General features: G+C 71.2%; 16 protein-coding genes. 12 read left to right on the top strand and 4 right to left on the bottom strand.

The window, feature by feature from the left end; all coding sequences use genetic code 11:
- Positions 1-25 precede the first annotated feature (25 nt).
- The 3 genes from mca (at position 26) to LP52_RS21340 (ending at position 3452) form a co-directional block, all read left to right on the top strand.
- Complete coding sequence (gene mca, locus LP52_RS21350) at positions 26-904, top strand: mycothiol conjugate amidase Mca (RefSeq protein WP_040276152.1); 879 nt, start codon at positions 26-28, stop codon at positions 902-904.
- Positions 905-909: 5 nt separating this feature from the next.
- The gene (locus LP52_RS21345) at positions 910-1170 is read left to right on the top strand and encodes a hypothetical protein (RefSeq protein WP_040276210.1); all 261 of its coding nucleotides are present in this window, start codon (positions 910-912) and stop codon (positions 1168-1170) included.
- Positions 1171-1451: 281 nt separating this feature from the next.
- Positions 1452-3452, top strand: a complete 2001-nt coding sequence (locus LP52_RS21340; protein WP_040276151.1) for a thioredoxin domain-containing protein — start codon at positions 1452-1454, stop codon at positions 3450-3452.
- A 56-nt stretch (positions 3453-3508) separates the two neighbouring features.
- On the opposite strand, the gene LP52_RS21335 is transcribed toward LP52_RS21340, so the two are convergent.
- Entirely contained in the window at positions 3509-4882 is a 1374-nt protein-coding gene (locus LP52_RS21335) for a serine/threonine-protein kinase (protein ID WP_040276150.1), read from the bottom strand.
- Between the two features lie 182 nt (positions 4883-5064).
- Between LP52_RS21335 and LP52_RS21330 the strand changes: the two genes are divergently transcribed.
- The 6 genes from LP52_RS21330 (at position 5065) to LP52_RS21305 (ending at position 11614) form a co-directional block, all read left to right on the top strand.
- A complete protein-coding gene (locus LP52_RS21330; RefSeq protein ID WP_040276149.1) occupies positions 5065-5652 on the top strand; it encodes an RNA polymerase sigma factor in 588 nt (195 codons plus the stop codon).
- Positions 5653-5785: 133 nt separating this feature from the next.
- Positions 5786-6547, top strand: a complete 762-nt coding sequence (locus tag LP52_RS21325) for an isoprenyl transferase (RefSeq protein ID WP_040276148.1) — start codon at positions 5786-5788, stop codon at positions 6545-6547.
- A 375-nt stretch (positions 6548-6922) separates the two neighbouring features.
- Positions 6923-8191 (top strand): PhoH family protein, encoded by a 1269-nt coding sequence (locus LP52_RS21320; RefSeq protein ID WP_040276147.1) that lies wholly within the window; start codon positions 6923-6925, stop codon positions 8189-8191.
- Between the two features lie 301 nt (positions 8192-8492).
- The gene (locus LP52_RS21315) at positions 8493-10097 is read left to right on the top strand and encodes an alkaline phosphatase D family protein (protein WP_157036429.1); all 1605 of its coding nucleotides are present in this window, start codon (positions 8493-8495) and stop codon (positions 10095-10097) included.
- A gap of 204 nt (positions 10098-10301) precedes the next feature.
- The gene (locus LP52_RS21310) at positions 10302-10517 is read left to right on the top strand and encodes a hypothetical protein (RefSeq protein WP_040276145.1); all 216 of its coding nucleotides are present in this window, start codon (positions 10302-10304) and stop codon (positions 10515-10517) included.
- Positions 10518-10954: 437 nt separating this feature from the next.
- A complete protein-coding gene (locus LP52_RS21305; RefSeq protein WP_040276144.1) occupies positions 10955-11614 on the top strand; it encodes an aggregation-promoting factor C-terminal-like domain-containing protein in 660 nt (219 codons plus the stop codon).
- A 194-nt stretch (positions 11615-11808) separates the two neighbouring features.
- On the opposite strand, the gene LP52_RS21300 is transcribed toward LP52_RS21305, so the two are convergent.
- On the bottom strand, positions 11809-13197 hold the full coding sequence (locus LP52_RS21300) for a class II fumarate hydratase (protein WP_040276143.1): 1389 nt from the start codon (positions 13195-13197) through the stop codon (positions 11809-11811).
- Between the two features lie 197 nt (positions 13198-13394).
- Here LP52_RS21300 and LP52_RS21295 point away from each other — a divergent pair, with 197 nt between their 5' ends.
- Both LP52_RS21295 and LP52_RS21290 read left to right on the top strand, forming a co-directional pair.
- On the top strand, positions 13395-14465 hold the full coding sequence (locus tag LP52_RS21295) for an ABC transporter ATP-binding protein (RefSeq protein WP_193790023.1): 1071 nt from the start codon (positions 13395-13397) through the stop codon (positions 14463-14465).
- The gene (locus LP52_RS21290; RefSeq protein WP_084723387.1) at positions 14462-15295 is read left to right on the top strand and encodes an ABC transporter permease; all 834 of its coding nucleotides are present in this window, start codon (positions 14462-14464) and stop codon (positions 15293-15295) included. Before LP52_RS21295 ends, LP52_RS21290 begins: the two co-directional genes overlap by 4 nt.
- A gap of 70 nt (positions 15296-15365) precedes the next feature.
- Here LP52_RS21290 and LP52_RS28790 read toward each other — a convergent pair whose 3' ends face one another.
- Positions 15366-16850, bottom strand: coding sequence for a hypothetical protein (locus LP52_RS28790; protein WP_157036428.1), 1485 nt, complete (start codon positions 16848-16850; stop codon positions 15366-15368).
- Between the two features lie 216 nt (positions 16851-17066).
- The gene (gene glpX, locus LP52_RS21280; RefSeq protein ID WP_040276141.1) at positions 17067-18098 is read right to left on the bottom strand and encodes a class II fructose-bisphosphatase; all 1032 of its coding nucleotides are present in this window, start codon (positions 18096-18098) and stop codon (positions 17067-17069) included.
- Between the two features lie 143 nt (positions 18099-18241).
- Between glpX and LP52_RS21275 the strand changes: the two genes are divergently transcribed.
- Positions 18242-18796 (top strand): TetR/AcrR family transcriptional regulator (locus LP52_RS21275; RefSeq protein WP_040276140.1); only part of this gene is annotated, 555 nt, incomplete at its 3' end.

Genomic DNA, 18796 nt, shown 5'->3' with positions numbered 1-18796 from the left:
GCGACTACCCAAGGGGACCGTTCCGTTGTCCGAGCGTCTGCGGCTGATGGCCGTTCATGCCCATCCCGATGACGAGTCCAGCAAGGGCGCGGCCAGCATGGCCCGCTATGTGAACGAGGGCGCCGAAGTGCTCGTCGTCACGCTGACCGGCGGAGAAGCCGGCTCCATCCTGAATCCGGCGATGGACCGCCCGGAGATCCGCGAGAACATCGCCGAGGTGCGCCGCAAGGAGATGGCCGAGGCCCGCGAGATCCTCGGCGTCCACCAGGAGTTCGCCGGCTTCGTCGACTCCGGCCTGCCCGAGGGCGACCCTCTGCCGCCCCTGCCCGAAGGCTGCTTCGCGATGCAGCCGCTGGAGACCGCCGCCGAGCCCCTGGTGCGCTCGATGCGGTCGTTCCGTCCGCACGTGGTCACCACCTACGACGAGAAGGGCGGCTACCCCCACCCCGACCACATCATGACCAACAAGGTGTCGGTCGAGGCCTTCGACGCCGCGGGCGATCCCGAGCGCTATCCGGGCACCGGCGATCCCTGGCAGCCCCTCAAGCTCTACTACCACGTCTCCTTCCCCCAGGCGCGGTTCGAGCGCGTGGCCGAACTCCTCGACGAGCGCGGACTGGAGAACCCCCTCGCCGAGTGGCTGGAGCGCATGCGCAAGCGCGAGTTCCCCGAGTGGGACATCACCACGCAGGTCAAGTGCGACGAGTTCTTCGAGACGCGCGACAGGGCCCTGATCGCCCACGCCACCCAGATCGACCCCAACGGGTTCTGGTTCGCGGTGCCGATGGACGTGCAGCGCGAAGCATGGCCGCATGAGGACTACCACCTCGCACGCTCGCTGGTGGACACCGACGTCCCCGAGGACGACCTCTTCGCGGGCGTGCGCGACACGGTGAGAGTATGAACGGCATGAACGCCCTGGTAACGCTGGCCTCCGAGGGGCCTGCAGCCGACACCGTCACCCCCGGCGTGCTCGGGTTCGTCGCCATCGCCTCCGTGGGCGTCGCGCTGTACTTCCTGATGAAGTCCATGCGCAAGCGTCTGGACGGCATCCAGGTCGCGCGCGACGACACCGGCGACTCCCGGACGGACTCCGACTCCGCGGAGACCGCCGACGACGGCTCCGGCCCCGCCGCCGACACGACGGGCACCGCCTCCCCGCCGTCGTAGGTGGATGCGCCGCCTCCGCCGACCGCTCCGCGGCGAGGGCCGGGGCGGCGCTCAGCCGGTGGGGCGAGGCGACCGCGGGGTCGCGACCAGCCTGCCGGTGAGGCCGTCGCAGTAGGCGGCGCGCCCTGCCCGCCGTGGTCGGCGCCGGCGTGCTGTGTCACAGCCGGTCGCGCCCGGTCTCCGCCATGACGCCGTCCAAGCGGGACCCGGGCGGCGGCACCGGCACGGTCGCGCCGTGCCCGCGGTGGCATCCACGGCGGGTGCGTGGGCAGAGTGGGGGTATGCCGAACCGTCTCGCCGAAGCGACAAGCCCTTACCTGCTCCAGCACGCGGGCAACCCTGTCGACTGGTATCCGTGGGGTGAGGAGGCGTTCGCCGAGGCACGGCGCCGACAGGTGCCCATCCTGCTCTCGGTGGGCTACTCCGCCTGCCACTGGTGCCACGTCATGGCCCACGAGTCCTTCGAGGACCCCACTACCGCGCAGATGATGAACGCGGGGTTCGTCAACATCAAGGTCGACCGCGAGGAGCGACCCGACGTCGACGCGGTCCACATGGAAGCCACCCAGGCCATGACCGGTCAGGGCGGCTGGCCGATGACCGTCTTCCTCACGCCCGACGGGGCCCCGTTCTACTGCGGTACCTACTTCCCCCGAGAGCACTTCCAGCGGCTGCTCATGAGCGTCCAGCGCGCGTGGTCCGACGAGCACGAAGGCGTGGTCGAGCAGGGCCGGCGCGTGGTCGAGGCGCTGAGCGGCCCCCGTTCGGTGGGGCGCGGGAACGCGCCCGGCCCGGAGGTGCTCGACGAAGCGGTGGAGACGCTCTCCCGCGAGTACGACGACGCCAACGGCGGCTTCAGCGGCGCTCCGAAGTTCCCGCCGTCCATGGTGCTGTCGTTCCTGCTGGCCCAGTACGGACGCACCGGTGCCGAGCGCAGTCTGGCCATGGCCCGGCACACGGCCGAGGCGATGGCCCGCGGCGGCATGTACGACCAGCTCGGCGGCGGGTTCGCCCGCTATTCCGTCGACGCCGGCTGGGTGGTGCCCCACTTCGAGAAGATGCTCTACGACAACGCGCTGCTGCTGCGCGCCTACACCCGGCTGTGGCGCACCACGGGCGAACCGCTGGCGCGCCGGGTGGCTCTGGAGACCGCCGACTGGATGGTCGCCGACCTGCGCACCGAGGAGGGCGGGTTCGCCTCGGCGCTGGACGCCGACACCGAGGGCGAGGAGGGGCGCTACTACGTGTGGACGCCCGCCGAACTGCGCAACGCACTCGGCGAGGAGGACGCCGCCTGGGCCGCCGACCTGTTCGGCGTCACCGAGGAGGGCACGTTCGAGCACGGCTACTCCGTGCTGCAGCTGCGTGCGGACCCCGGCGACCCCGACCGCTACGAGCGGGTGCGCGCCGCGCTGCTGGACGCACGCGCCAAGCGGGTGCGGCCCGACCGCGACGACAAGATCGTGGCCGCGTGGAACGGGCTGGCCGTCGCCGGCCTGGCCGAGGCCGGCGCGCTGTTCGACCGGCCCGACCTGGTCGAGCGTGCGCGGGAGGCGGCCGACCTGATCGCCCGCGTCCACGTCAGCGGCGACCGGCTCGTGCGCACCTCGCGCGACGGCAGGGCCGGCGGCAGCGCGGGCGTGCTGGAGGATTACGCGGACGTGGCCGAAGGGCTGCTCGCGCTGCACGCGGTCACCGGCGAGCCCGAGCGGGTGGAGTCGGCCGGCCGGCTGCTCGACACCGTCCTGGAGCACTTCGGCGACGCCGAAGGCGGCTTCTACGACACCGCCGACGACAGCGAGGCGCTGTTCAACCGCCCGCAGGACCCCACCGACGCATCGACGCCCTCCGGCAGGTTCGCCGCGGCGGGCGCACTGCTCGGCTATTCCGCGCTGACGGGCTCGGCGCGCCATCGCCAGGCCGCCGACGAGGCCCTGGCCGTGGCCGTCCCGCTGGCGCGCAAGGCGCCGCGTGCGGCGGGCTGGGGGTTGGCGGTCGCCGAGACACTGCTGTCGGGTCCGCTGGAGATCGCGGTTGTGGGTCCGCGCGGCGTCCCTGCGACGGAGGAGCTGCTGCGCACCGCTCTGGTGGATGCGCCCCTGGGCACTGCTGTCACCCGCGGCGAGGGGGACGGCGCCGGTGCGGAACAGGTGCCGCTGCTGGAGGGCCGAGGCCTGATCGGCGGCGCGCCTGCGGCATACGTGTGCCAGGGCTTCACCTGCCGTCTCCCGGTGACCGACGCCGACTCGCTGCGCGAGCAGATCGCCGGGGCCCGGGCGTGAAGGTCCGTCCCGCCGCTCCCGCGCGTCCGTAGGCGGACACGCGGGAGCGGCGCGGGTCAGCGTGAGAGCCGTGTGGCGGCGATGATGCTGTCGATCACGTCGGGGCGGCGGCCGGGCTGGCGGACCTCCAGGTACAACGTCGTCTCGCGGTGTGCGCTGGCCAGCGACGCCACGGCGACTGCGCCCGGCCGCCCGGCGCACGAGGGCCACTGGCGGATCTCCCCCGACCACTCGGGACCGGCGAATCCGCGCCGCTCCACCGGGCCCGGGCAGGGCGCGCCGTCCAGCAGGGAATCGAGGTCGTGGCCGGTTCCCGGCAGCAGCGCGGCGAACACCCCGGCCACGGAGGCCCGGGGTTCGTCCCATGCCTCGAGGTCGGTGGCGACCAGCACCCCCGAAGTGCGGTCGGACTCCACAGCGCTGGGTACCGCGCGCCCGTTGTGGAACTGTCGGGCCCAGGCCTGGGGTACCGCAAGGTGCAGTTCGTCGCCGGCGTAGCGGACCTCGGTGAGCGCACGGGTCGACGAGGCCGCGGCACCGGTGGTGCCGGCCAGCACCAGTGCCAGCGCTGCGAGCACGGCCACGGCCCGCCGCCACAACGAGCGGTGGCGCACCCACCACGGCAGTTCCGAGCGCAGGTCGGGCACCATGCGGATGGCCCGGATGCGGTCGGTGAAGGCCTTGGCGTCGGGCGGTCGGGCGGTGCGGTCCTCGGCCAGAGCCGACATGATCAACTCGTCCAGCGCCTGCGGCACGCCCGGCCGCAGCCGCCGCGGCGGCACCCGCACAGGCGGCGCCGGCGGGCGGCGGCCGGTGATCAGCTCGTAGGCGACGGCGCCCAGCGAGTAGACGTCGGCGCGCACGTCCAGGTCGCCGCCGGGGCCGTGCTGCTCCGGCGACATGTAGCCGGGGGTGCCCGCGGCCGCCGTGAACCCCGAGGCGCCGTCGATGCTCTTCGCGAAGCCGAGATCGGCCACCAGAACGCGTTGGCCCACGGGCGAGGATTGCAGGAGTACGTTTGAGGGCTTGATGTCGCGGTGGATGGTGCCGTGGCGGTGGAGGACGGTGACACCTTGGCCGATTTCGGTCAGCAGCCGCAGCGCCTCGTCCAGGGGAAGCGGGCGCTTGGCGATGAGATCGGCGACACTGCCCTGGTCTGCGTAGGGCATGACGAAATAGGGGCGCTCGTCGGAGAGCGTGCCGATATCGTGCACTCTGACCAGCCATGCCGAGTCGGCCTGGCGCAGGATGCGGGCCTCGGCCACGAAGCGGTCGTGGACATCCAGCTGGTGAGCCCAGTTCTCGGCCAGCACTTTGACGGCCACGGGGGTGTCCAGCTGGTCGTCGTGCGCGAGCCATACGGTCGCGAACGAGCCCGAGCCGAGATGCCGGATAACGCGGTATCGGCCGAAAGTGTCCGGTTGTGCCACAGGAACTGCCTTACCAGTGCCGCGGGGGCCAAACGTGGGAAATCGCGTGCGCAGCGCGGGGTCTCGGCGGCTGCGGAGCCGCCGCGGGCTCCTACGCGTCCAACGGGGATGTGAACCTCATGGTGGGGGATGGACGTGGAAGACATGTAGAGGGCAACCGCTCGTGCAGGGAGCTGTCAGTCGTGGATAACAGTGACAAAGGGCCCGGGTCCCGGCGGTCGGCCGCCAAGGTCGACGACTCCCTTGAGGAGCTCGCCGGGCGGGCGCGCGACGGCGACTCCGCGGCGCTGGACGATCTGCTCCGCAGGATCCAGCCGGAGGTGCTGCGCAGGTGCGCGCGCTTCCTGCCCTACCGCCAGGACGCCGAGGAGGCCTGCCAGGACGCGCTGCTGCGCGTCGCCCGCAACATCGGCGGTTTCAAGGGCGATTCGCTCTTCACCACGTGGCTGTATACGGTGGTTTCGAATTCGGCACGGCAGACCTACAGGTCGATGAAGCGGCGCTCCGCGGAGATGCCGACGGAGTCCGATCGCATCCCGAACCATCGCGATCCCCGCACCACGAGCGTGATCGCGGGTTCCCGGATCGACCTGCTGGAGGCGCTCGACCAGCTGGAGCGCGACCGGCCCAACCTGGTCGCCCCGCTGGTGCTGCGCGACCTGTGCCAGATGGATTACAAGGAGATCGCCACCGAGCTCGACCTCGCTCTGGGCACGGTGAAGTCCCGTATCCACGAAGGCCGCAAGCATGTCCGCGCCTCGCTGCAGTAACGTGAACCCGACTTATCGCCCTACGCTGGACACGGTGGCGCGCACGCTCGCGGTCGCTGCGCCGGAGCGCGGTGAACCGGACGGGTGCGTTGGCGCCTGTCCCCCCCCCGAACGCGGCGAAAGGTAGCGTCCCATGGGGCTTCGTGACCCCTTGTACTGGCTGTACGAGCGTCGGCTGGAGCGCTCGCTCGGCACGTTCGAGATCCCCCGCCACGTCGGCGTCATCCTGGACGGCAACCGCAGATGGGCCCGGATCAGCGGGCTCGCCAGCGCCGAGGCGGGCCACCAGGCCGGTGCCGAGAAGATCTTCGACCTGCTCGGCTGGTGCGACGAGATCGGCGTGCAAGTGGTCACACTCTGGCTGCTGTCCACCGACAACCTCACGCGCAAGCGCGAGGAGCTCGAACCGCTGCTCAAGATCATCGAAGGCACCGTCACCCGCCTGCGCCGCGAGGGCTGGAACGTCAACCCCATGGGCGCGCTCGACCTGCTGCCCGACTCCACCGCGCGGGTGATGAAAGAGGCCCACGCCGCCACATCCGGAAACTCCGGCCTGATTGTGAATGTTGCGGTCGGGTATGGAGGAAGACGTGAGATCGCTGATGCGGTGCGGTCGCTCCTCGTCGCCGAGGCGGCCAAAGGCACCAGTCTCGAGGAGCTCGCCGAGCGACTCGACCTGGACCACATCGCCGAGCATCTCTACACGCGCGGCCAGCCGGATCCGGATCTGCTCATCCGCACTTCGGGGGAGCAGCGACTTTCCGGGTTCATGCTCTGGCAGAGCGCACAGGCGGAGTTCTACTTCTGCGAGGTCTTCTGGCCGGCCTTCCGGAAGGTGGACTTCCTCCGAGCGCTCCGCGCCTACGGCGCGCGCAACCGGCGTTTCGGCTCCTGAGCCGCCCCCGCGCCGGACCGGTCGCACCGCCCCGCTCCCGGATCGGAGGAATCGCCGCGTAACGGGGTGTTCACATGCCGTGCGACCTGGGGGTCTTGCTCTTTGCCGGGAGCCGGGTACCGTCGAATCAAGTGAGCGGTGCCCATCCGCTTACTCGGGAGGCCCCGAGCATTTGAGGTCCTGGCCAGTGAAGGAGCTCATGGAGACGAGGGCCGGTCCCGGCCCTTGCGGGGCTGGTCCCGGTCCTTGGTATCCCGTGAGACCAGGGCGCCGCGGCGCGCCCAAAGGGGAGAACGAGTGGCTAGTTCCTCGATCCACCTCAGTGCCGACGACACTCCTGACCTAGCCGAGCGAGGAGGCGAGCGCCGCACCTACGTGCTGGACACGAGCGTGCTGCTGGCCGATCCCGCCTCGATCGGCCGGTTCGCCGAGCACGCGGTGGTTCTGCCGATCGTCGTTATCACCGAGCTGGAGAGCAAGCGGCACCACCCCGAGCTGGGATATTTCGCCCGAGAGGCACTGCGCCGGCTGGACGGCCTCCGGGTCGACAACGGCGGCCTCGACGTCGACGTCCCGGTGAACGATGAGGGCGGAACGCTGCGGGTGGAGCTCAACCACAGCGACCAGTCCGTCCTTCCGGCGGGTTTCCGGCTCGGCGACAACGATGCCCGAATCCTCACCGTCGCCTCCAACCTGCGGGCGGAGGGCGCCGACGTCGTCCTCGTCAGCAAGGATCTGCCGATGCGGATAAAGGCGTCCTCGATCGGGCTCGCGGCCGACGAATACCGCGCCGAGCTCCCGATCGAGCACGGGTGGACCGGCATGGCCGAATTGGAGGTCCCCGCCCACGAAGTCTCGGCACTGTTCGAAGGCGACGGCACCGCCGACATCGAGGCGGCCCGCGAACTGCCCTGCCACACCGGGCTCGTACTGGTGTCCGAGCGCGGCAAGGCCCTGGGACGCGTGCTCCCCGACAAGTCCGTCAAGGTCGTCAAGGGCGACCGCGACGTCTTCGGTCTCCACGGGCGAAGCGCCGAGCAGCGCGTCGCCCTCGACCTGCTCACCGACCCCGAGGTCGGCATCGTCTCCATGGGCGGCCGCGCCGGCACGGGCAAGTCCGCTCTGGCGCTGTGCGCGGGCCTGGAGGCCGTTCTGGAGCGCGGCCAGCACCGCAAGGTCATGGTCTTCCGGCCGCTGTACGCCGTGGGCGGCCAGGAGCTGGGCTACCTTCCCGGCACCGAGAACGAGAAGATGTCGCCCTGGGCGCAGGCGGTGCACGACACCCTCTCCGCCGTCACCACGCAAGACGTCATAGACGAGGTGGTCGACCGCGGGATGCTGGAGGTCCTGCCGCTGACGCACATCCGCGGCCGCTCGCTGCACGACGCGTTCGTCATCGTCGACGAGGCGCAGTCGCTGGAGCGCGGTGTGCTGCTGACCGTGCTCTCACGGCTGGGCGAGAACTCGCGGGTGGTGCTCACCCACGACATCGCCCAGAGCGACAACCTGCGGGTGGGCCGCTACGACGGCGTCGTCGCCGTCGTCGAGAAGCTCAAGGGGCACCCGCTGTTCTCCCACATCACCCTCACCCGGTCCGAGCGGTCACCGATCGCGGCCCTGGTGACCGAGATGCTGGAAGGCTGACCCGCCGCCGCCCGCGCCGCCCCGGCCCCGGCCGGGGCCGGGGCGGCGCGGGCGGCCGGGCCGTCAAGGCCGGTGCCGCTCCGCTATAGGGAGCCGGCACCGGCCTTCGGCGTTCCACGGGGCGGCCTGCCGCGGATCGGCGGCGTGCGAGGCACCGCAAGCACAGTCGCAACCGCCGCCAGGTGCGCCGGCGAACATCGATCGCCGGCGTTCATCCGCCGTTCCCATGGCGGCGGGCGAGACGCGGCGGAACCCCGATAGAACGGTCCGGCGAGTCCCAGCCCGCCCCCTGGAGGCCCCCATGCCCGGGTTCCCCGAGCCGTCCCCTTCCCCCGAAGCGTCGTCCGCCGACCCCTCCCGCTCCCGTCCCACCGCATCGCAGAGCCCTGACAGGCGGACCGTGCTGCGCTACGGCGCGGCCGGGCTCGGTGCCGCGGCGATGGGAGCCGTGCCCGCCGCTCCCGCCCTCGCTCAGGGCCGCAACCGGCCGCAGCTGACCCACGGCCTGCAGTTCGGCGACCCCCGGCAGGACGGCGCTGTGGTGTGGACCCGCGCTGACCGGCCCGCGCGCATGGTCGTCGAAGTCTCCGACCGCCCCGACTTCGCGAACGCGCGCACGCTGCGCGGCCCTCACCTCTCGCCCGGCGCAGACGGCACCGGCCGAGTCCGCATCCGCGGGTTGGCGCCGGGCGGTGATGCCTATGTCCGGGTGCACGCCGAGTCCGGCCGCCACACCAGCGAGGTGCTCGAAGGCTCCTTCCGCACGCCCGGCGGCGACCGGCCGATCCGCTTCGTGTGGTCGGGCGACGTCGCCGGACAGGGCTGGGGCATCAACCCCGACATCGGCGGCATGCCGGTCTTCGCCGCCATGGCCGAGCGCGAACCCGACTTCTTCGTGCACAGCGGCGACGCCTGCTATGCCGACGGGCCGCTGCAGGAGCGGGTGGATCTGCCCGACGGGCGGATCTGGCGGAACCTGGTCACCGAGGCCAAGTCCAAGGTGGCCGAGACCCTGGACGAGTTCCGCGGCCAGTACGCCTACAACCTGCTCGACGACGCGCTGCGCGGTTTCGCCGCCCGCGTCCCGCAGATCGTGCAGTGGGACGACCACGAGGTCGTCAACAACTGGTACCCGGGCGAGGTCCTCGACGACGACCGCTACCGCGTACGCCAGGTGGACGTGCTGGCCCGCCGTGCGCACCGGGCCTTCCACGAGTGGCAGCCGATCGCGGCCTCCGAGGCGGTCGACGGCCGGATCTACCGCCGCATCGACTACGGGCCCGACCTGGACGTCTTCGTGATCGACATGCGCCCGTACCGGGACCCCAACACCGCGGACGCCGACGGTTTCGCCGGCATCCTGGGCCGGCGCCAGGCGGCCTGGCTGGTGGACGGACTGGCACGCTCACGGGCCACCTGGAAGGTCGTCGCCTCCGACATGCCGATCGGGCTCGTCGTGCCCGACGGCGAGAGGATCGAGGGCGTGGCCGACGGCTCCGCGGGCCGCCCGCGCGGGCGCGAATCGGAGCTGGAGCGCGTACTGCACGGGCTGCACCGGCGCGGTGTGCGCGACGTGGTGTGGCTGACCGCCGACGTGCACTACACGGCCGCGCACCACTACTCGCCCGAGCGGGCCGCTGCGCGCGAGTTCTCCCCGTTCTGGGAGTTCGTCTCCGGCCCGCTGCACGCGGGCGGATTCGGCCCCAACGAGCTGGACCCCACGTTCGGGCCCGAGGCCGCGTTCGTGCACGCGCCGCCGGCGGCCAACGCCTCACCGATGGAGGGCTTCCAGCACTTCGGCGAGGTCGAGATCGACCCGGAGAGCAAGGAGCTGACCGTGGCCTTGCGCGACTCCCAGGGCGACGCCCTTTGGGAGAAGACGCTCGTCGCCGAGGGCAGCGCGTAGAACCCGGGAACCCACCGGGAACACGGGGCGCTTGCGTGTTGGTCCCGGTGGGTTCCCGCCGGCACGCGGCGCCGAGGCTCCGCGGGACGCAGCCCGGTGCCGGGAGCCGCCGCGCTCAGCCGGTGCCGGCCTGGGCCGACTCGGCCGGGGTGGACGCTGTTCCGGGCCTGTGGGACGCTACAGCCGTTTCGGGAGGGGGCATCCATGGACACACCGACGCGGGAATGCTGCGCGCTCACCGACTGCCCGTGGTGCAGTCGTACCGATATCGCGTGCCACTACTGCGACGGCGAGGGACGGTGGTCCCCCGAGCGCCCGGTCGCCGATGGAAACGGCATGATCACCTGGGAGTGGGTCGAGGAACCGTGCCGCATGTGCGCGGGGACCGGCAAGGAGCACCGGCACCTGCCGCTGGACTGATTCCGCCCGCCGTGTGCGAACCGGCGGCGCCGAGGGTGGGGATGGCCACCCGGTCACGCATGGTGATTACCCGCTTTTTGCCTGCCGGTGCCGCCCCGCGATCCGATACGATTCCGAGGTCAGCTTCGTCCTCTCCCGCTATGTCGGGATTTCCGTTGATAACTCTGCGCACTGTGAACCACGTCATAGTTCAAACGGTGTTACGCAGTCGTGATCATGCGGCAGGGTGGTTGCTGTTGTATAGGGAGCCCTTGGGGCGCGTGTGACGGATCTTTGACCCCCGACCCTCCACGCGGTCTTCTCCTCGGGGTGAGGCCGGCCGGCGGTCGACGCGATGCGCACCTCCCCCCGCTCTTTTCCTCAGTTCTGTGGAGACCCAGGGGACAGGCTCATTCGCGCACGCATCGCCGGGTGCGCGACAGGCGAAAGGGCGATTGTTGCTACTCAACCGGATCTCGCTGCGGGTGGCCTCGGCGGTCGGCTCGGCAGCGGTGGTCGCAGGTGCGGCGTTCGCCGTCACCGCATTCGCCGACCAGGGGGGCGACCCGGGCGAAAGCGCCTCCGTGGTGGTCCCCGATGCGACCAGCGGCCCGCAGCGGTTCTTCGCGGCTACGGAGCAGGTCTCCGACAAGCAGCTGGAACAGCAGCGGGACAAGGTCCGCGACCGCCTGGGCGAAGTCACCGGCCCGGCGAACGGGTCGGCCACGGTGAAACAGGAGAAGAAGGAGGAGCCCGAGCCCGAGCCCGAGGAGACCGAATCCGACTCCGGCTCCTCCGGCGGAGGGTCGACGGCCACGGGTGACCCCAAGTCCATCGCCCGCTCGATGCTGTCCGACTACGGGTGGGGATCCGACCAGTTCTCCTGCCTGGAGCCCCTGTGGGAGAAGGAGAGCAACTGGGACCACACCGCGCAGAACCCGAGCTCGGGCGCGTACGGCATCCCGCAGGCCCTGCCGGGCAGCAAGATGGCCGACGCCGGTTCGGACTGGCGCACCAACCCCGCCACCCAGATCGAGTGGGGACTGGGCTACATCGAGGACAGGTACGGCTCCCCGTGCAGCGCCTGGGAGACCTCCCAATCCCAGGGCTGGTACTAGAGCGGGAAACGCGGCTCCCCTAAGCCGCCGACAAGCATGGAGCCGGTCCGCCGGCTCGACCCGCGGCCCCGGGCACCCCTCTCGTCCGGGGCCGCACCCGTCTCCGGCGGCCTGTGCGGCTGCGGCCGCACAGGCCGCCGTGCCGGCGCCGCCGCACCCGCCGAGGCGGGCGGCGGCGGGCACCGGGCGGCCGACTACTGGGAGTTGGTCATCCGCAGCACGTCGAGCGCCTCGTCGAGCTGGGCCTCGGTGAGTTCGCCCGCGCCGATGTAGCCGCGCTCCAGCACGACCTCGCGGATGGTCTTGCGCTCGGCCAGCGACTGCTTGGCGACCTTGGAGGCCTCCTCGTAGCCGATGTAGCGGTTGAGCGGCGTCACGATCGAGGGGGAGGACTCGGCGTAGGCGCTGCAGCGCTCCTCGTCGGCCTCGATGCCGGCGACGCACCGGTCCGCGAAGACCCGCGAGACGTTGGCCAGCAGGCGGATCGACTCCAGCACGTTGCGTCCGATCACCGGCAGCTGCACGTTCAGCTCGAAGTTGCCGGACGCCCCTCCGAAGGACACCGCCGCGTCGTTGCCCACGACCTGCGAGGCGACCTGGAGCATGGCCTCGCACAGCACCGGATTGACCTTGCCGGGCATGATCGAGGAGCCGGGCTGCAGGTCGGGCAGCCGGATTTCGGCCAGGCCGGTGCTCGGGCCCGAGCCCATCCACCGGATGTCGTTGGCGATCTTGACGTAGCCCACCGCGACGGTGCGCAGCTGGCCCGACAGCTCCACCAGGCCGTCGCGCGCGCCCTGGGCCTCGAAGTGGTCGCGGGCCTCGGTCAGCGGCAGGCCGGTGGCCGAGGCGATCTCGGCGATGACCTTGGCCGCGAAGCCCTCGGGGGTGTTGATGCCGGTGCCCACCGCGGTGCCGCCCAGCGGCAGCTCGGCCACGCGCGGCAGGGTCGCCTCCAGCCGCTCCACCCCGTTGCGCACCTGCGCCGCGTAGCCGGCGAACTCCTGGCCCAGCGTGACCGGGGTGGCGTCCATCAGGTGGGTGCGCCCGCTCTTGACGACGGTGTCGAATTCCTCCGCCTTGGCCCGCAGCGCGCCCTCCAGGTGCCGCAGCGCCGGGATGAGCTCGTGGACCACCGCCGAGACGGCGGCGATGTGCAGCGACGACGGGTAGACGTCGTTGGAGGACTGCGAAGCGTTGACGTGGTCGTTGGGGTGGATCGCCGCGCCCGAGCGCTCGGCGGCGATGGTGGCGACCACCTCGTTGGTGTTCATGTTGCTCGACGTGCCCGAGCCGGTCTGGAACACGTCGATGGGGAACTCGTCGTTCCACGTGCCTTCGGCGACCTCCAGCGCGGCCTCGCGGATCGCCGTGCCGAACTCCTCGGGGATCACCCCCAGTTCCGTGTTCACCTTGGCCGCGGCGGCCTTGATATGCCCGAGGGCGCGGATGTTGGCGTGCTCGATCCCCTGTCCGGAGATCGGGAAGTTCTCTACGGCGCGCTGCGTCTGCGCGCGCCACTTGGCTTCGGCGGGGACCTTGACCTCGCCCATCGAGTCGTGCTCGACGCGGAAATCGCCCATCGTTGGATCACACCTCATGACACCTCGCGGGAAAACCTGAACCCAAGATTGCCAGATCGCCGCGCCCCACCCGTCGGCAACCCCGCACCGCCTGGAGCGATGCGCAGCAGGACGAGGGGGCCCGCCCGGATGCGCCGCCGCTCGCGGGCGCGGAAAAGCAGTGGCCGATTGTCACTGTCCGCTTCTACGGTTGTCCTATGTCGCTATCGGGACGCAGCTCTTCTGTGGGCTCCGCCGAATCCTCTGCCCCCGACGGTTCGGCCGCGCCAGTCGACCGCACCGGGCCCGCCGAACCCGCCGGGCGCGACGGCCCGCGCACGGACGCCGGCGCCTCGCCCGCGCACGGCGCCGACGCCGGCGGGGCACCCGCCGTCGCGCTGCGCGACGTCGTCAAGCGTTTCGGCTCCTTCACCGCTGTCGACGGCCTGGACCTCGAGGTTCCCACCGGTACCGTCTTCGGCCTGCTCGGCCCCAACGGCGCCGGCAAGTCCACCACCATGAAGATGCTCACCGCCCAGAGCCGCGCCGACTCCGGCGAGATCACCGTGCTGGGCCACCCGGTTCCCCGCGCCTCCAAGCGCGCCCGTGCCGAGATGGGCGTCGTGCCCCAGCACGACAACCTGGACGAAGAGTTGACGGTGCGCGAGAACCTGGAGGTCTTCACCCACCTGTACCGGGTGCCGCGGGCACGCCGCGCCGAGTCCGTCGATCGCGGGCTGCGCCTGGCCCATCTTGAGGACCGCCCCGACCTGCGCGCCGACAAGCTCTCCGGCGGGATGCGCCGGCGCCTGCTGATCGTGCGCGGGTTGGTGCACCGCCCGCGCCTGGTGCTGCTGGACGAGCCCACCGTCGGGCTCGATCCCCAGGTGCGCCAGGAACTGTGGGGGCTGATCACCGAGCTGCGTGCCGAGGGCGTCACCGTGCTGATGTCCACCCACTACATCGAGGAGGCCGAGCGCCTCGCCGACGTCGTGGCGCTGATGGCCAAGGGCAGGGTCGTCTCCCAGGGTGTCCCCGCCGACCTCATCGCCCGCCACGCGGGCTCGACCGTCGAGGAGTTCCCCGTGGAGCCGGGGGCGCGCGCCGACGAGATCGAGGAGCGCGTCGCCGCCGCGGGGCTGGCCACCCGCCGTACCGGCGCCACCCTGTCGGTGCTGCGCGCCGACGCGATGCCCGAGTCCCTGCGCGACTCGCTGGGCCGCGGCAACGCCCGCGCGGGCAATCTGGAGGACGTGTTCGTCACCTTGACGGGGGAGAGAGTCGAATGAGCCCGGATACGCGGACCAGAGGCGGATCGAGCGCCGACGCGGCCCCCGCGGTCCAGGTGCCGCCGGGTCGGTTCGAACTCGCACCGATCGCGGGGGTGCTGGCCCGCGAGTGGGCGCTGTACCGGCGCAGCTGGAAGCCCACGACCTTCGCCTCGATCGTCGAGCCGGTCATCATGCTGCTGGCCTTCGGCGTCGGACTGGGCTCGCTGGTCGGCGCGATCGGCGGGTACGACTACATCCACTTCCTGGGCACCGGGATCGTGGCCACGTCGGTGCTGTTCACGTCCATGTTCCCCGGACTGATCGACACCTACGTGCGCCGGGTCTTCCAGCACACCTACGACGGCATGCTGGCCGCCCCCGTGGACGTGCGCGAGCTGGTCACCGGCGAGGCCAGCTGGATCGCCTGCAAGGCGGGCGTGTACGGATGCGCCCCGCTGCTGGTGGCGATCGCCTTCGGGCTGCCCGCGTCGTGGGCGATGCTGCTCGTTCCCGTCATCGCGTTCGTCACCGGATTCGGGTTCGCGCTGACCGGCATCTGGATGTCGGCGGCGGTGCCCTCGATCAAGACGATGGACTACATCATCTCCGGGGTCATCACGCCGCTGTTCCTCATCGCGGGCACTTTCTTCCCGATCGGCACCCTGCCCGGCTGGGCGCAGGCCGTCGCGAAGGTCAACCCGCTGTACCACTGCGTCGAGCTGGTGCGCGGCACCGCGTTCGGTATCGGCGTCGGCGAGGCCGCCCTCCACTTCGCCGCCCTCTTCGCGTTCGTGGCCGTGGCGTGGTGCCTGGCGGTCTTCCAGATGCACCGCAAGCTCATCGACTGACGGCGCCCGGGCGGCCCCCGGCCGGGCACCTCCTCGGTTTCACGGGAGGCGCCCGGCCGGGACATCACAGCTAGGCGTTCCCGTCGGGCGCCCAGCGGGCCTGCATCGACATCGCCTTGTCGTCGAACCCCACCGAAGCCCCGAGCGCGCCCCATTGCTCGGGCGAGTCCTCGTCGGCGCTCTCGGCGATGGGCCGCAGATCCATGTACATCCCCATGTGGGCGGAGCCGGTGTCGGCCATCGTCTGCTTGAAGACGGGGTCGTCGCCCAGCTTGCCGGTTCCGGTGGTGCCCGACGTCGCGATGGTCACCGGGCCCTCGGAGCTGACGCCGGGAGGAGAGTCGTAGGAGCCTTCCCACATCCGCTGGACCGCGTCCTCCACGGCAGCCGAGTCGGCGCCCTCGGCGCGGTACTGCAGGGACGGCATGCCCGACATCCCGTTGGCGAACTGGTCGAGGGAGCCGCCGAGGTCGGTGATGCCCACTGCGGTGCTCTCGCCCAGCAGGCTGGTGAGTCCGTCGGGCATCGTCAGCCCGAGCTCGGACATCATCTGGTCGAGGTCGCCGAAGTCGTCGGGGTTGTCCTCATAGGCTTGGCCGAGGAGATCGGAGACGCCGGTGCCGCTGAAGGCGATCATCGTGTCGTCGGGAAGGTCGCCCATCATCTGCAGGCCGGGATCGGGCAGCTCGTAGTCCGAGAATCCGGCGCCGTCGACGCTGACGTCGAACATGTCGCCGCGCAGCTCCATGTACTCGGGCTCGATCCGCAACGCGATCGCCGCGCGGCCGCTGACGTCCTCGTACTCGCCCAGAGACTCCAGCGGATCTGGCTGCTGCACGCCGCCGTACCCGTCGAGGCCGCCGGAGCCCGTCCCGCCGGAGCTTTCCGCGCCCAGGGCGGCGAACTGCTCCAGGTCCATCCACGCCGAGGCGAGGTTCTCCGTGCCGATCGCCTCCATGTCCCGGGTGTAGGTGTCGTTCTCGTCCAGAGTCCCGCCCGAGGAGATCTGGGACTCCAGGTCGCTGAGGGCGGCGGCGTTCTCCGTGATGACGGCGAAGCCGTCGCGCATGTCGAAGGCGGGATCGGTGTCCAGCTGACTCTGAATCTCGCTGAGGGACTCCTCGGCGGCGCCCTCGTCGTCGGCCTCGACGGCCAGGGCGACGGCTTCGCCTGCGTGGCTGGAGGCGGCGTCCTCGCTGCCGGCTATCCAGGTCGCGGCGCCGAAGCGCTGGCCCATCCAGGGCTCGAAGTGCTCCTCGTAGGTGATGCCGTCGAGCTCGGCCTCCTCGATGTAGGAGTCGACGAGCTCCTTGCCGGGTTCGGCCTCCGGGTCGATGTCCTCGCGCATGGAGTCGGGCAGCCGGTTCACGAACTGCGCGTAGGCGGCGAGCTGGCCGCCGTTGGGCTGCAGGTCGAGCTTGGCGAAGGCGATGGACGAGGCGGGCAGCACCGATTCGGGCTGGGCGCCGACGAAGACGTTCTGGGCGACGCTGGTCGCCGCCCACACGGTGCCGGCCATCATGACCACGCCCAGCCCCGCTGCCACAGGGACCATCCACATTCGATTCGACCGCCGCGGGGCACTCGGCGGCGATGCGTATACCGCGCCGGGCTGAGGCGGCGGGTACTGGCCGCCGGGCGGACCCGGGGGCGCTCCCCACGACGGCTGGTTGGGGGGATCAGGGTAGGACATCGAACCTCCGCAGCGACGCACTTAATCCGCTATGAAGGTACCAATGCGCAAACGTCCCGTTGCAGCTGATGCGTGTGGTCACTGCTCGGAGGCGGGGGATGCGAAATCCACTCCGCTGAAGGCGGCGAGCTTCGCCAGCCGGTGCTCGCTGCGCACCTGCCGCACGGTCCCCGTACGGCCCCGCATCACCAGGGAGTCCGTGTGTGCGCCCCCGGCCTGGTAGCGGACACCGCCGACCAGCTCCCCGTCGGTGATCCCGGTGGCCGCGAAGAACACGTCCTCCGCCGCGACCAGGTCGTCGGTGGTCAGCACCTGCTGCGGATCGAGCCCGGCATCGTGCGCACGCCGACGCTCGGCGTCGTCGGTTGGCCACAACCGGCCTTGGATGACGCCGCCGAGGCACTTCATGGCACAGGCCGAGATGATCCCCTCGGGGGTCCCGCCGATCCCCAGCAGCAGATCGACGCCCGTGTCGGCGCGCGCCGCCATGATCGCGCCGGCCACGTCGCCGTCGGTGATGAACCTGATCCGGGCACCGGCCTCGCGCACCTCGCGCACGATGTCCTGGTGGCGGGGGCGATCGAGGATGACGACGGTCACGTCCTGGGGCGTGACGCCCTTGGCCCGCGCCACCGCCCGCACGTTGTCGCCGATGGGGGCGTCGATGTCGACGGCGGCGGCCGCCTCGGGGCCGGTGGCCAGCTTCTCCATGTAGAACACGGCCGAGGGGTCGAACATCGAGTGGCGCGGCGCCACGGCGAGCACGGAGATCGCGTTGGGCATACCCATCGCCGTCAGGCGGGTGCCGTCGATGGGATCGACCGCCACGTCGCACTCGGGCCCCGAGCCGTCCCCGACGGACTCGCCGTTGTACAGCATCGGGGCGTCGTCCTTCTCGCCCTCGCCGATCACCACGGTGCCGGTCATCGACACGGTGCTGATCATGTGCCGCATGCCCCGCACCGCGACGCCGTCGGCGCCGTTCTTGTCGCCGCGGCCTACCCAGCGAGCGGCCGCCAGGGCTGCGGATTCGGTGACCCGGGCCAACTCCAGCGCCAGGTTTCGGTCGGGTGCACCCGGGGACTCCGCCGGGGCGGTGGGAACGCTCATCGCTCAACCCTTCGAAGCCGGCTCTGCGTGCCAGGCGGGACGTGGTCGGTGGTTTGGGACAAGCGTAATCACCTGTCGTAATCTCGACCTAGGCGGGCCGACGGCACGCCGCTGCGGAAAGGAACGGTAAGCCGACGTTGACTGTGGACAAAGCGCCCAAACCCGTCCGGATCTCGCACCGCGGCGCGGCCACGCGCAGCGCCCTGCTCGACGCCGCCGCGCACGTGTTCCGCACCGTGGGGTTCGCGCGGGCCGGTGTCAGCGAGGTCGTCGAGCACGCGGGAGCCAGCGTCGGCAGCCTCTACCACCACTTCACCGGCAAGGCCGACCTGTACACGGCGTTGTACGAGGAGTTCCAGCAGCGCCAGCAGGAGCGCACCCACCGGGCGGTGACACGGGCCCGGTCCCAGGGCGAGACCGACCCCACGCGGCTGATGTACATCGCCGCGCGGGCCTACCTGGACGGCGCGATCGACGAGCGCGACACCACGGTGCTGTTCTTCTCCGGTGACGGCCCGCCCGGGTTCGAGTCGAAGCTGCGCGACCGCCTGCGCGAGTGGACCGACCGCAACGTGGCGCTGTTCCGCAAGGCCGAGGAGCCGGTGGACGAGGCACTGCTCATGGTGGTCAGCGGCGCGATGCTGGTCGCCGTCCACGAGGTCGTGCGCCGCGGCGACGCCGACGCCCGGCGGCTGGCC

It is taken from the genome of Streptomonospora alba (assembly GCF_000826685.1).
GTDB classification, from domain to species: domain Bacteria; phylum Actinomycetota; class Actinomycetes; order Streptosporangiales; family Streptosporangiaceae; genus Streptomonospora; species Streptomonospora alba.
Note: the sequence above shows the minus strand (reverse complement) of the source record. Positions and strands in the feature narration are given on the sequence as shown.